The organism is Mycobacterium sp., assembly GCF_035506235.1.
Lineage (GTDB): Bacteria > Actinomycetota > Actinomycetes > Mycobacteriales > Mycobacteriaceae > Mycobacterium.
The window spans coordinates 1-13042 of record NZ_DATJPU010000050.1; the positions used below are offsets into that span (position 1 = coordinate 1).

Genomic DNA, 13042 nt, shown 5'->3' on the forward strand with positions numbered 1-13042 from the left:
GTCTGACGGACTAGCTGTCGCTTAGGCAGCGAGAGCGTAGTCGCGCTGATGTGAATCGGCGCTTATATGGTTGCAACGACGCTTACGGTGGTCTCTTGCCTGCACCGGCACGCTTCCCTTGATTCGATGCGCGAAGTCGAAACCTTTCAGCCCCGTGTCTATTTTTCTTCGAGCATCCCCGCCGACTTTCGGCAGGACAATCAATGGTACGCGTTAACCAACAACGAACAACCGAATTAACTTCCCGAGCGACCGCCGAAGCCGAGTACCCCCCGGTCTGACAACTCCAGGGGGTACTCGGTGCCAAAGCGGCGAGCGGTTCGCGTAACCGGCCGTTACTTGATGCCCACCACGTCCTGGGCGATCGCGGCGACGCGAGTCTGCGCGGCGGAAACGATGCGTTGCCGGTTCTTGTGCGCCTCCTCGTAGGCGATGATCGCGCGAACGTCGTTGGGGGCCGTCAGCTCCTTGATCGCGGCCACCGCCTCATTCACGTTCAGGTCGTCGTACTTGCGGATGGGCAGTTCCTTGGCGTCCAGCACACCAACGGCCGTGCGACCCTCATGCAGCGCGTCGGCGGCCCCGTCCGCCCCCTCGGAACGGGTGACTCGCTCGGCCGCCCTCAAGGCGGCACTCTGCGACGCGGACAACGCCTTCGCCGCGATTTCGCCGGCGTTGCCCCCGCGCTTGACCAGGTCGTTCAGTGCCGGCCCGGTAGAGCGCAGCGTGTCGACGGCCCGGTCCACTCCACGGGCCGACCACGCCATGGGCAGGTTGACCAGCTTCACCGCGGTGCCGGCAGCCGCCTGCAGCGGCGTGCGACGGAGCGCGGCGGGGCCGCCGAGCGCGTCTTCCGCCAGCACGGTGGTCAGCCAGTCCACCGTGGCCGAGTGCGCGGTGATCAGGCGTTCGGCCAGGTTCTCGATGTCCTGGCGTTTGGCGGCGACGGCCAATGCCTTGGTGTAGCGGGCACGGTCCAGCAGCTGGTCCTCGAGCGCAAGGTCCCCCAGCAGCGCCTCGTCGAAGGGTTCCGCCTGCTCGGTCAGCGCCTTGACCAGCGCCGCCGCGCGACCCAGGAATGGGCCGATGACGTCGGGGTAGCCGCCCAGCTTGCGGATCGCGGCCTCGAGGGCTTCGGCCCGCTTGCGGCCATTGGCGGCGTTCTGCGAGAGCTCGCGGCGCACCGCCTCGGTGCGCGCCTGGACGACGCGGGTCTCCGCGATCTGGATTTCGGTGTTGGTCAGGTCGAGCAGCGTGCGCAGCTGCGCGAGCAGTCGGGTGTTGTCCGGTGAAGTCATGGGTTTGGCCTCCTGGCGTTAACATCTGGCGTTGACTTTCGGTGTCGGCGCGAGGTGCGCCCGTACGCCTCGGCTACCCAATTGCCCCGCCCGGACTAACATCCGCCTCCGGATGTGATTTATGTCGCCCGCCTACCGTGCGCGCGTCAAATACGCGCTCAGATCACGAAATTGAGGTTCTCGACGATCTGGGCGCCGACTCACCGGGCGATCGGCTATGGACGGGCCGAGCGTCAGCTGGCCGCGATCATGGCCACCGAGCCCATAGCCATCACCATGCCGACCCCCTGCAGGCGGCTGACCCGCTCGCGCAGCACCACCATCGCCAGCACGACCGTCGCGGCCGGATACAGCGAGATCAAGATGCTGGCCAACGAGAGCAGCCAGGTGTGCAGCGCCAGCAGCATCGTCACGTTGGCACAGATGTCGAGCAGGGCCACCGTCAGCGCCATCTTCATCGGCTTGCCGCGCGGCAGCCGCAAGTTATTGCTCATCGCGGACATGCCGAACACCACCGCCGTGGCGGCCAGCCGGGCGAAAACCAGCGGCCAGAGCTTGGTCGCGTGTGGCGCCTGATGGAGGAACACCATGTTCAGCCCCATCGCGGACCCGGCCAGCACGGTGAGCCAGGCCACCTTCGGGGTAAACCGATAGGGCGTCACGCCCTCGGCGGTGGCCTCGCGGCTGACCAGCGTCACCGCGATGAGCGCCAGGACGACGCCCACCGAGGCCGCCTGGCCCGGTCGCTCCCCCAGCGCCACACCGACCGCAACCGGCACCGCCGCATTCAGCACGGCGGCCAGCGGCGAGACCACCGAAATGGGCCCGGAACCCAGCGCCTCGAAAAAGGCCCACATGCCGAACGCCATACCGATGCCGTACAGACCGCCCCAGATGATCGCGCCCGACTGGATCGGGCCGCCGACAGCGATGGCCAGCACGCCCAGTATCAGTGCCTCGAGCGGGTAGGCCACGAGCATCACCCGCAGCGCGGCTACCCGTCGAGCGGCTACACCGCCCACGAAATCGCTGACGCCGTACGTAACGGCCGACAGCTGGGCGTAAGCCGCCCCGATCAGTTCATGCCCTTGGCTCGCCGGCCCAGCTCACGATGCAGTTCGCGATTGGCATCGCGTCGGGCCATGTCCTGGCGCTTGTCGTAGGCTCGCTTGCCGCGCGCGAGCGCGAGCTCGACCTTGACCTTTCCTTCGGAGAAATACAGAGACATCGGCACGAGCGCGAGGTTACCATCTCGTATCTTGCCGACCAGTCTGTCGATTTGTTGCCTATGTAACAACAACTTTCGATTGCGACGAGGGTCATGGTTGGTCCAGCTACCGTGCTGATACTCGGGAATGTACAGGTTGCGCAACCACACTTCACCGTCGTCAACCGTTGCGAACGCGTCGGCCAACGACGCGCTGCCCTCGCGCAGACTTTTTACTTCGGTGCCCTGTAAAGCCACCCCAGCCTCGTAAAGCTCCTCAATCGAATAGTTATGCCGCGCTTTGCGATTGGTGGCCACGATCTGTTTGCTGCCGCGCTTGCCGCCCGCCGCCTTGCCCCGGCTCGAGTCTTTGGCCACGGCTACCGCCGCACGTACAGGCGCAACGTCGCGTAAGCGGTCGCCCCGGCCATCGCCAGACCGAGCAGAAACAGCCACGGGGCGATGTAGAGGATGTCGGCATAGTCGACCTTGGCGATCAGGTGAGCTTGGTAGAACTGGCTCAGCGCGTTGTCGAGGAAGAACGCGCGCACCAGGACCAAACCGACGACGGCGATCACCACCCCGATAGTGGCGGCCACCATCGCCTCCACCAGGAAGGGCAGTTGCGTGTACCAGCGGCTGGCCCCGACCAATCGCATGATGCCGATCTCGGTGCGCCGCGTGTACGCCGCGACTTGAACCATATTGGCTATCAACAGAATCGCCCCGACGGCCTGCACGAGCGCGACGGCGAAGGCGGCATCCCGTAAGCCGTCCAAGACGGCGAACAGCCGGTCGATCAGCTCTTTTTCGTTTTGGATGCCGCGCACCCCCGGCTGGCCGCGCATGGCGTCGTCGAAGTCCCTATGTTGTTCGGGGTCGTTCAACTTGACAACGAAAGATGCTGGAAAGGCGTCCTTTCCGGCGACATCTTTGTACTCCGGGAACTTCCTGATCGCATCGTTGTAGGCGTCCTGCTGATTGATGAACCGCACCGCTTTGACGTCTTGTCGTGCATCGATCTTGTTCCGCAGCGCTTTACACGGATCGGACGAGCATGTCGGGTCGTTGGCGGAGATGTCCTCGGTGAGGAAAACCTGGGTCTCCACGCGGTCGAGATAGATCTCGCGGGAATTGTCCGCCAACCGGACCACGAGCAGACCGCCGCCGAACAGGCCGATCGAGATCGCGGTCGTCAGGATCATCGCGGCCGTCATGGTGACGTTGCGACGAAGGCCGGTCAGGACCTCGTTGAGCAGGAAGCCGAAGCGCACTTAGCGGTCCATCCCGTAGACGCCACGCTGCTCGTCGCGAACCAGCCTGCCCAGCGACAGCTCGACGACGCGCTGCCGCATCGAGTCAACGATGTGGTGGTCGTGCGTCGCCATCAGCACCGTCGTGCCGGTTCGGTTGATCCGCTCCAACAAATCCATGATGTCCTTACTGGTGTCCGGGTCGAGGTTGCCGGTCGGCTCGTCGGCCAGGAGCACCAGGGGCCGGTTGACGAAGGCGCGGGCTATCGCCACCCGCTGCTGCTCACCACCCGACAACTCGTGCGGCAGCCGGTTGGCCTTACCGGACAGGCCGACCGTCTCGAGCACGTCGGGGACCACCCGATTGATCGCGTCCCGGCGCTTGCCGATGACCTCCAGCGCGAAGGCGACGTTTTCATAAACGGTCTTTTGCTGCAGCAACCGGAAATCCTGAAACACACAGCCGATCACCTGACGCAACTTCGGGATGTGGCGCCCGGGCAGCTTGTTGACGTGAAACTTGGAGACCCGGATGTCCCCGCCGTTAGGGGATTCGTCGCCCAGCAGCAGCCGCATGAACGTCGACTTGCCCGAGCCCGAGGGGCCGATCAGGAAGACGAATTCACCCTTGTCGATCTTGACGTTGATGTCGTCCAGCGCGGGGCGAGCCGACGCTTTGTACTTCTTGCTGACATTGTCAAGGGTGATCATCACGGCACGCCAGTGTAGCGGTGAATTTCGCCGGCAAGCGAAGTCAGCTCGCCGGGGGCGGCGAACTCGGCACCGGACCCGGCCCCGGCTGGGGCAGCTGCGTGGGGGACGGGGTGGGGCTGGTGCTCGGCGGGCAGAAGGGCGGCGGCAGCAGGCACGGCGGCGTGGGCAGCTGGAACGGCGGGGGCGCGGTGGTGGTCGTCGCCGTCGTGGGCGGCGGCACCGTGGTGCTCGGCGGCACGGTCGTCGTCGGGGTCGGCGTGAACGTGGCGGTGGCCGGCGGCTGCTGCACCCGGCTGCGTGGCACCCAGGTGTAGTTGGGGTCGGGCACGAAACCGGGCGGCACCACCTGGGGGGCCGGTGGCTTGGGAGCGGGTTCCGGGCGGTAGGTGTCGTAGACCCACCACGCCGCGAAGAACGCCACGATCAAGACCAGCGTCGACGTGCGTATCCGGCCGCCGAAGAGGTGGCTCCAGCGCCCTCGCTTACCCTCGCTGCCCTTCTCGAGGATGTTCACGGTGAACTTCACCGCCGCTGCACCGCCGCACCCTTATCTGCGCCGTCGGCTCGTTCCTCGGCGGCCTGGGCGGCCGGGACCGAGGGGTCTTCGACCAATCCCACCGTCGCGTCGGCAGCGGTCATGATGCCGACTCGCGCCAACGCCCGAATGACCAGGACGCGCAACTGCCGGCCGACCTCGAACTGCTTGCCGGGCAGGGTACGGGCCACCACACGCAGGGTGACGGTGTCGACCTCGATACTTTCCACGCCCATCACAGTGGGTGGATCCAGCAGCAATTCCCCCAGCACCGGGTTGTTCATCGCGCGCTCGCATTCCTGGTGCAAGACGTCGTAGACCCGGTTCAGGTCGGCGCTGGTCGATACCGGGATGTCCACCACCGCACGCGCCCAATCCTTGGACAGGTTGACCACCTTGACGATCTGCCCATTGGGAATGGTCAGCACCTCGCCGTCCGGTGAACGCAGTCGGGTCACCCGTAACGTCACGTTCTCCACCGTGCCGCTGGCTTCCGTCGACGCAACGACGGTGAGGTTGACCAGATCCCCGAAGCCATACTGCTTCTCCGCCAGGATGAAGAACCCGGAGAGCAGGTCTCGCACCAGTTGCTGGGCACCGAAACCGAGCGCCGCGCCCACCACGGTGGCCGGCGCGACCAGGCCGCCCACCGAAAACCGCAGGATGTCGGCGACCTGCAGCATGACCCAGATACCGATGATCACCACCGAAACCCAGGAGATCACGGACGCCACGGCCTGGCGGTGCTTGGTCGCCTCCGAGCGCACCAGCGCGTCGCTTTCGGCGAAGCCCACGTCGAGCCGCCGGGTGACCTGTTGCGCCACCCAGTTGACGAAGCGGGCCGCGAGCACCGCCGCGATCAGCACCATGACGATACGCAGACCGCGGGTGATGATCCATTGCCCGGCGTCGCCGCGCCAGAAGTCGTGCCAGCCCAGCGCCTTTATCGTTGCAGTTGAGGCAAGAACAGTTGTATTAGTCAGCATCTTTTCGGTTGCGCCACCGGATCCCCGCTTCCAGGAATCCGTCGATGTCCCCGTCCAGAACGGCGGTCGGATTGCCCACTTCGTACTCGGTTCGCAGATCCTTGACCATCTGATACGGGTGCAGTACGTAAGAGCGCATCTGGTTTCCCCAGGAGCTGCCGCCCTCACCCTTCAACGCGTCCAGCTCAGCGCGCTCTTCTGATCGCTTGCGCTCCAACAGCTTTGCTTGAAGCACTCGCATTGCCGAGATCTTGTTCTGCAGTTGAGATTTTTCGTTCTGGCAAGTCACGACGATACCCGTCGGGATGTGGGTCAAACGGACCGCGGAGTCGGTGGTGTTCACCGACTGACCGCCGGGGCCGCTGGAACGGTAGACGTCCACCCGGACGTCGCCTTCCGGGATATCGATGTGATCGGTGGTGTCCACCACGGGAAGCACCTCGACTTCGGCGAACGAAGTCTGACGCCGGCTCTGGTTGTCGAACGGGCTGATCCGGACCAGCCGGTGGGTGCCCTGCTCGACGGACAACGTGCCATAGGCGAACGGAGCGTGCACCGCGAAGGTGGCGCTCTTGATGCCCGCCTCCTCCGCGTAGGAGGTGTCGAACACCTCGACCGGATACTTGTGCTGCTCGGCCCAGCGGACATACATGCGCATCAGCATCTCGGCCCAGTCGGCGGCGTCCACCCCGCCGGCACCGGAACGAATGGTGACCAGCGCCTCGCGCTCGTCGTACTCGCCCGAGAGCAGCGTGCGCACCTCGGTGGCTTCTATATCGGCACGCAGCGCCTTGAGTTCGGCGTCCGCCTCGGCGAGGGTGTCGGCGCCGCCCTCCCCCTCTTCGGCCGCCAGCTCATAGAGCACCGGCAGGTCGTTGAGGCGCTGCCGCAGCTCCTCGATCCGGCGCAGCTCGCCCTGGGTGTGAGACAACTCACTGGTCACACGCTGGGCCCGGGCCTGGTCGTCCCACAATCTGGGATCGGACGCCTCCTGCTCCAGCTTTTGGATGCGGGTTCGCAGACCGTCCACATCGAGCACCCGCTCCACCGTGGTCAGGGTGGAGTCCAGGGCGGCGATGTCGGCTTGACGGTCGGGTTCCACAGGCGCCCACGTTACCAATGCTGAGGTCATGGTCCGGACGCCAGCGTTTAGCATCAAGTGACCAGCCCGCACGAACAGAAGGCTCGAGGAATGCGCCCGCCCCACCGGTATCACATAGCGATCGTCGGCTCCGGGCCGTCGGGATTCTTCGCCGCGGCCTCATTGCTGAAGGCGGCCGACGCGTCGGGGGACATCGACGTGGCCGTCGACATGCTCGAGATGCTGCCGACGCCCTGGGGGCTGGTCCGCTCCGGCGTCGCCCCCGACCACCCGAAGATCAAGTCCATCAGCAAGCAATTCGAGAAGACCGCCGAAGACCCCCGCTTTCGCTTCTTCGGCAACGTGGTGGTGGGCGAGCATGTCGAGCCGGGCGAACTCGCCGAGCGCTATCACGCCGTGGTCTATGCCGTCGGGGCGCAGTCCGACCGCGCGCTGAACATTCCCGGGGAAGAGCTGCCGGGCAGTGTCGCCGCCGTCGACTTCGTCGGCTGGTACAACGCGCATCCGAGCTTCGAGCGCAGCACGCCCGACCTGTCGGGCGCCCGGGCCGTCGTTGTCGGCAACGGCAACGTGGCGCTCGACGTCGCGCGCATCCTGGTCACCGACCCCGCGGTGCTCGAGCAGACCGATATCGCCGACCATGCGTTGGAGTCGCTCCGCCCGTGCGGTGTCGACGAGGTGGTCATCATCGGCCGGCGCGGGCCCCTGCAGACGGCGTTCACAACGCTGGAGCTGCGCGAGCTCGCGGACCTCGAGGGGGTCGACGTGATCGTCGACCCGGCGCAACTGGAGGGCATCAGCGACGAGGACGCGGCCGCGGTGGGCAAGACGACGAAGCAGAACATCAAGGTGCTGCGCGACTACGCCCAGCGCGCTCCGCGGCCCGGGCATCGCCGAATAGTCTTCCGATTCCTGACCTCCCCGATCGAGATCAAAGGCGACGGCAAGGTGGAGAGCATCGTGCTGGGCCGCAACGAGCTGGTCACCGACGAGAGCGGCCGGGTGGCGGCCAAGGACACCGGTGAACGCGAGGAGCTGCCGGCTCAATTGGTCGTGCGGTCGGTCGGTTACCGAGGTGTTCCCACCCCGGGCCTGCCGTTCGACGACAAGAGCGCGACCATCCCCAACGCCGGCGGGCGGGTCGAGGGCAGCCGCAACGAATACGTCGTGGGGTGGATCAAGCGGGGGCCGACCGGTGTGATCGGCACCAACAAGAAGGACTCCCAGGACACCATCGACACCCTGCTGGATGACTTGGCCGGCGCCGACCGACTCGCCGACTTCCCCGGAGACCACGCCGACGAGCTGGGCGGCTGGCTGGCCTCGCGCCAGCCGAACCTGGTCACCTCCGCTCACTGGGAGGTCATCGACCGCCACGAGCGAGCGGCCGGCGAACCCCACGGGCGTCCCCGCGTCAAGCTGCCGAGCCTGGCCGAACTGCTGCGCATCGGACACGGCTGATCGGGCGTGTCAAAACCATTGGCCCTCACGCGAAGAGGGGTAGCGGCCCACACCCAGTTTGACCAGTAGGCGCGCCACGTTTGTCCGCACGACCTCCTCGTCCAACGTCGTCCGCTCGGCAATCTGCCTGTTGGTCAGGCCGTCTCCGAGCAAAGTCAACAACGCGCGGTCCTGGCCGTCGAGGGCCCACAACCCGTCGCCGTTCTCGGTGACCCGCCACAGTCTCTGCATCAGCGCGGCCGTGGCACGCGGGTCGAGCAGCGATCGCCCGGCGCCCACATCCTTGATCGCGCAAGCCAATTCCATTCCCCTGATGTCTTTGAGGACATATCCGCTGCCGCCGGCCAGGATCGCATACAACATCGCTTCCTCAGCGGTGCGCGACGTCAGGATCAAGCAGCGCAGATCCGGCATCAACGACAACAGGTCGCGGCACAGTTCGACGCCGTTCCCGTCGGGCAACCAGTCGTCGAGCACCGCAACGTCGGGACCGGCCGCGGGGATCCCGGTCATCGCCTCGGCCACGGATCCGGCCTCCCCGACGCAGTCGAGTTCCGGGTCCACGCAGAGCAAATCCTTCACGCCGCGCCGCACCGCCTCGTGATCGTCGACCAAGAAGAAACCTAGCAACGCATCCCTCCCGGGCCCACACGAGTCCCCACCCGCAAGCCTCTACAAATTGCTGGAACGCGTGGCGAGAACGGAGGTTCCGCCGTTATGCGCGCCACATAGGTCGTGGCAAGCACGCGCGTCGGTGACGAAAAGCTGATCCGGCTCCTGGTTGGCGACCAGATACTCATCGACACTCCCCCGCACGACGGCGGGCTCGACCTGCACGTCGGGGTACTGCCGCGTCCACCGGGCAATCCGCCGTCTCAGCTGGGCCTGGGCCGAACGTTTGGCGTCGGCGTCGTCCGGCGCCGCGGAACGGGACACCGCGATTGCGCGTAGCGGGGCTCGCCGCAGTCTCGCCTCCTCGAAGGCGTGGCGCAGCGCCCCGGCGTTGTCCGCTTGCACCGTGACGCGACCGACCTTGGCGATTGCCCGCGTGCCCGCCGGGCGGCGGATGACGGCGACGGGGCACAGCGCCGACGCGGCCAGGCTCGCGGAAAGGGAGCCAACACCATGGGTGGCATGGTTGCGTCCGATGGATCCGACACACATCATCGCCGCCGACCTGGACTCTTCGATCAGGTTGGCAAGCGGCTTCCCCCACCGGACTTCGGTTTCGACCTTCACCGGTTGCCCGGTCGCCTCGACCGCCCGATGGGCGTCCTGCAACGCCGCACGGGCGGCGGCCAACCGGCCCTCGCGATCGCCGGCCGGCGCAGATTCGGATGGCGCGATCACGTACACCAATCGCAGCGGTATGTCGCGGCTGACCGCCTCGTCGACCGCCCAGCGGGCAGCAGCAATGGCCGCTTTCGATCCGTCGACACCCACGACGACGGTCGGAGCTGAATCACGCATCCCGGGTCTCCTGCGCTCCTCGGAACTGCCAAACGACGGTTACGGCCCACCGGTAGGTTATGGGCCGGGAGCGGGGCTGACACAGGGGCGTTCGGTTCACAAATGGGGGCCATTGGTCCCTATCGACCGTGACGACGCGCCCGCCCGCGGGCGGGTGACCGGCCCCTGGCCTAGGCGGCGGGCGGTTCGGCGGGTGCGAACCGCCAGTTGTCCGGATTCTTCGGCGAATACACCACCGGCAGCAGCTGGCCCATGGTCGGCCAGTGGTCGACGTCGACCGCCATGCGCTGATAGACGGCGTACTCACCGACGGTCGGCCCGTTGATGACACCGGCGATGGTGACGAATTGCTCGCCGCGGGCGTCCGGCCGCGGGCTGACCCCGGTCACCAGCAGCGTCCCGCTCGCCAGCTCACCACGCGGGCCGCGCGGGATGAAACGCTGGGCCAGGAACACACCCAGAACCGCCACGAGCAGGATCAGCACACCGAATTCCCACACACGGCCATGGTAGGACTGCTCCCATGAATCGGGACGACCTGACTCTGGCGCTCGCGCTGGCCGACCGCGCCGACGCGCTGACCGCCGCCCGGTTCGGCGCTCTCGACCTGCGCGTTGACACGAAACCGGACCTGACACCGGTGACCGACGCCGATCGCGCGGTCGAGACCGACCTGCGCGAGGTGCTGGGGCGCGAACGGCCCGACGACAGCATCGTCGGCGAGGAATTCGGCGGAACCGCCACCTTCAGCGGGCGGCAATGGATCATCGACCCGATCGATGGCACCAAGAACTTCGTGCGCGGTGTGCCGGTGTGGGCCAGCCTGGTCGCTTTGCTCGAGAACGGCGTCCCCGCCGTCGGTGTCGTGAGCGCCCCGGCGCTGCGGCGGCGCTGGTGGGCGGCGCGGGGCCGTGGCGCGTTCGCCGGCGTCGACGGCGGCCCACCGCGACCGCTCACGGTTTCGTCTGTGGCACAGCTGGATTCGGCGAGCCTGTCGTTCTCAAGCCTGTCGGGATGGGCGCAACGCGGTTTGCGCGATCGCTTCATCGGGCTGACGGATGCGGTGTGGCGGGTCCGCGCCTACGGCGACTTTCTGTCCTATTGCCTGGTCGCCGAGGGGGCGGTGGACATCGCCGCCGAACCGGAGGTGTCGGTATGGGACCTGGCGCCCCTCGACATCTTGGTGCGCGAGGCGGGCGGAGCGTTCACCGGCCTGGACGGGACGCCGGGCCCGCACGGCGGCAGCGCCGTCGCGACCAACGGCCTGTTGCACGAGCAGGTGCTTTCCCGCCTGCGGGCCTAGTCTTTGTGAATTAGCTAACACACGGTCCTATCTATCTTACTCCGGAGTAAGATACGGGATATCCGCATCGCCCCAACGACAGAGGCCCGACGACAGAGGCTGCTGACATGACCGACACCCGTTCCGGTTCACAACAGACTCCACCCACCCGCTCACGATCGAAACGGCGCGGACGCAAGACCGGCGTCGGGCTGCAACCGCACAAGCGGACCGGGATCGACATCGCCCTGGCGCTGCTCACCCCGCTCGTCGGCCAGGAGTTCCTGGACAGATACCACCTGCGCGACCCGCTCAACCGCGGCCTGCGCTACGGCACCAAGACGATTTTCTCCACCGCCGGCGCCGCGTCCCGGCAGTTCAAGCGGGTCCAGAACCTCCGGGGCGGACCCACCCGGCTCAAGTCCAGCGGCAAGGACTACTTCGACCTGACGCCCGACGACGAGCAGAAGATGATCGTCGAGACCCTCGACGAGTTCGCCGCGGAGGTCTTGCGTCCCGCCGCGCACGACGCCGACGAGGCCGCGACCTACCCGCCCGATCTGATCGCCAGGGCCGCCGAGCTGGGCATCACCGCGATCAACATCCCCGAGGATTTCGAGGGCATCGCCGCCCACCGCTCCAGTGTGACCAACGTGCTGGTGGCCGAGGCGCTCGCCTACGGCGACATGGGGCTGGCGCTGCCGATTCTCGCGCCCGGGGGCGTGGCTTCGGCGCTGACCCATTGGGGCAGCGCCGATCAGCAGGCCACCTACCTGCACGAGTTCGCCGGCGAGAACGTCCCGCAGGCCTGCGTGGCCATCGCCGAACCGCAGCCGCTGTTCGACCCCACCCGGCTGCAGACCACCGCGGTGCGCACCCCGAGCGGCTACCGGCTCGACGGCGTCAAGTCGTTGGTCCCCGCCGCGGCCGACGCCGAGCTGTTCATCGTCGGCGCCCGGCTGGACGGCAAGCCGGCGCTCTTCATCGTCGAGTCGTCCACCAACGGCCTTGCCGTCAAGGCTGATCCGAGCATGGGAATCCGCGCGGCCGCCCTGGGCCGGGTCGAGCTGTCCGGGGTGTCGGTGCCGCTGAGCGCGCGGCTCGGCGAGGACGAAGCCTCCGACGAGGATTACTCGGAGGCGATCGCGCTGTCCCGCCTCGGCTGGGCGGCGCTGGCGGTCGGCACGTCGCACGCGGTGCTCGACTACGTCGTCCCGTACGTGAAGGAGCGCGAGGCCTTCGGCGAGCCGATCGCGCGCCGCCAGGCCGTGGCCTTCATGTGCGCGAACATCGCGATCGAACTGGACGGACTGCGGCTGATCACCTGGCGCGGCGCCGCCCGCGCCGAGCAGGGCCTGCCGTTCACCCGTGAGGCGGCGCTGGCCAAGCGGCTCGGCGCAGACAAGGGCATGCAGATCGGCCTGGACGGCGTGCAGCTGCTCGGCGGCCACGGCTTCACCAAGGAACACCCGGTCGAGCGTTGGTACCGCGACCTGCGGGCCATCGGCGTCGCCGAGGGCGTCGTGGTCATCTAAGTACTCATCTAGGTTTTCTCCCCGAGCCGAAAGATCAATCATGGCAATCAATCTGGAACTGCCCCGCAAGCTGCAGTCGGTGATCGTCAAGACCCACCAGGGCGCCGCCGAGATGATGCGGCCGATCGCGCGCAAGTACGACCTCAAGGAGCATGCCTACCCGGTAGAGCTGGACACCCTGATCAATCTGTTCGAGGGG

Annotated in this window: 14 protein-coding genes and 1 pseudogene; 4 read left to right on the top strand and 11 right to left on the bottom strand. The window is 66.9% G+C overall.

The genetic code is table 11. The annotated features are described in order from the left end of the window. Nucleotides 1-335: 335 nt before the first annotated feature. The 8 genes from VMD50_RS04915 to prfB all read right to left on the bottom strand — a co-directional run bounded on the left by VMD50_RS04915 (nt 336) and on the right by prfB (nt 7095). Nucleotides 336-1298, bottom strand: coding sequence for a ferritin-like domain-containing protein (locus VMD50_RS04915; protein WP_325425420.1), 963 nt, complete (start codon nt 1296-1298; stop codon nt 336-338). Between the two features lie 233 nt (nt 1299-1531). After that, entirely contained in the window at nt 1532-2281 is a 750-nt protein-coding gene (locus VMD50_RS04920) for an EamA family transporter (protein WP_475446697.1), read from the bottom strand. Nucleotides 2282-2373: 92 nt separating this feature from the next. Next, nucleotides 2374-2883: an SsrA-binding protein SmpB gene (smpB, locus tag VMD50_RS04925; protein WP_325425422.1), complete on the bottom strand. Its 510-nt coding sequence runs from the start codon at nt 2881-2883 to the stop codon at nt 2374-2376. Between the two features lie 2 nt (nt 2884-2885). After that, the gene (gene ftsX / locus VMD50_RS04930; RefSeq protein ID WP_325425424.1) at nt 2886-3779 is read right to left on the bottom strand and encodes a permease-like cell division protein FtsX; all 894 of its coding nucleotides are present in this window, start codon (nt 3777-3779) and stop codon (nt 2886-2888) included. Continuing rightward, complete coding sequence (gene ftsE, locus VMD50_RS04935; protein ID WP_325425447.1) at nt 3780-4469, bottom strand: cell division ATP-binding protein FtsE; 690 nt, start codon at nt 4467-4469, stop codon at nt 3780-3782. Between the two features lie 43 nt (nt 4470-4512). Further along, nucleotides 4513-4998, bottom strand: coding sequence for an Rv3103c family proline-rich protein (locus VMD50_RS04940; RefSeq protein ID WP_325425426.1), 486 nt, complete (start codon nt 4996-4998; stop codon nt 4513-4515). Continuing rightward, entirely contained in the window at nt 4995-5993 is a 999-nt protein-coding gene (locus VMD50_RS04945) for a mechanosensitive ion channel family protein (protein WP_325425428.1), read from the bottom strand. The genes VMD50_RS04940 and VMD50_RS04945 overlap by 4 nt, the downstream gene beginning before the upstream one ends. Then, nucleotides 5983-7095, bottom strand: a complete 1113-nt coding sequence (gene prfB / locus VMD50_RS04950) for a peptide chain release factor 2 (protein WP_325425430.1) — start codon at nt 7093-7095, stop codon at nt 5983-5985. The genes VMD50_RS04945 and prfB overlap by 11 nt, the downstream gene beginning before the upstream one ends. A 90-nt stretch (nt 7096-7185) precedes the next feature. Between prfB and VMD50_RS04955 the strand changes: the two genes are divergently transcribed. Further along, entirely contained in the window at nt 7186-8556 is a 1371-nt protein-coding gene (locus tag VMD50_RS04955; protein ID WP_325425432.1) for an FAD-dependent oxidoreductase, read from the top strand. A gap of 9 nt (nt 8557-8565) precedes the next feature. Here the strand turns inward: VMD50_RS04955 and VMD50_RS04960 are convergent, their stop codons facing one another. The 3 genes from VMD50_RS04960 to VMD50_RS04970 form a co-directional block, all read right to left on the bottom strand. Then, complete coding sequence (locus tag VMD50_RS04960) at nt 8566-9186, bottom strand: response regulator (protein ID WP_325425434.1); 621 nt, start codon at nt 9184-9186, stop codon at nt 8566-8568. 42 nt (nt 9187-9228) lie between these two features. Continuing rightward, nucleotides 9229-10026: a universal stress protein gene (locus VMD50_RS04965; protein ID WP_325425436.1), complete on the bottom strand. Its 798-nt coding sequence runs from the start codon at nt 10024-10026 to the stop codon at nt 9229-9231. 170 nt (nt 10027-10196) lie between these two features. Next, complete coding sequence (locus VMD50_RS04970) at nt 10197-10526, bottom strand: hypothetical protein (protein WP_325425438.1); 330 nt, start codon at nt 10524-10526, stop codon at nt 10197-10199. Nucleotides 10527-10549: 23 nt separating this feature from the next. Between VMD50_RS04970 and hisN the strand changes: the two genes are divergently transcribed. The 3 genes and pseudogenes from hisN to VMD50_RS04985 form a co-directional block, all read left to right on the top strand. Further along, entirely contained in the window at nt 10550-11329 is a 780-nt protein-coding gene (gene hisN / locus VMD50_RS04975) for a histidinol-phosphatase (protein WP_325425440.1), read from the top strand. 107 nt (nt 11330-11436) lie between these two features. Continuing rightward, the gene (locus VMD50_RS04980) at nt 11437-12843 is read left to right on the top strand and encodes an acyl-CoA dehydrogenase family protein (RefSeq protein ID WP_325425442.1); all 1407 of its coding nucleotides are present in this window, start codon (nt 11437-11439) and stop codon (nt 12841-12843) included. A gap of 40 nt (nt 12844-12883) precedes the next feature. After that, nucleotides 12884-13042, top strand: a pseudogene (locus tag VMD50_RS04985) (acyl-CoA dehydrogenase family protein); the annotation flags it as partial.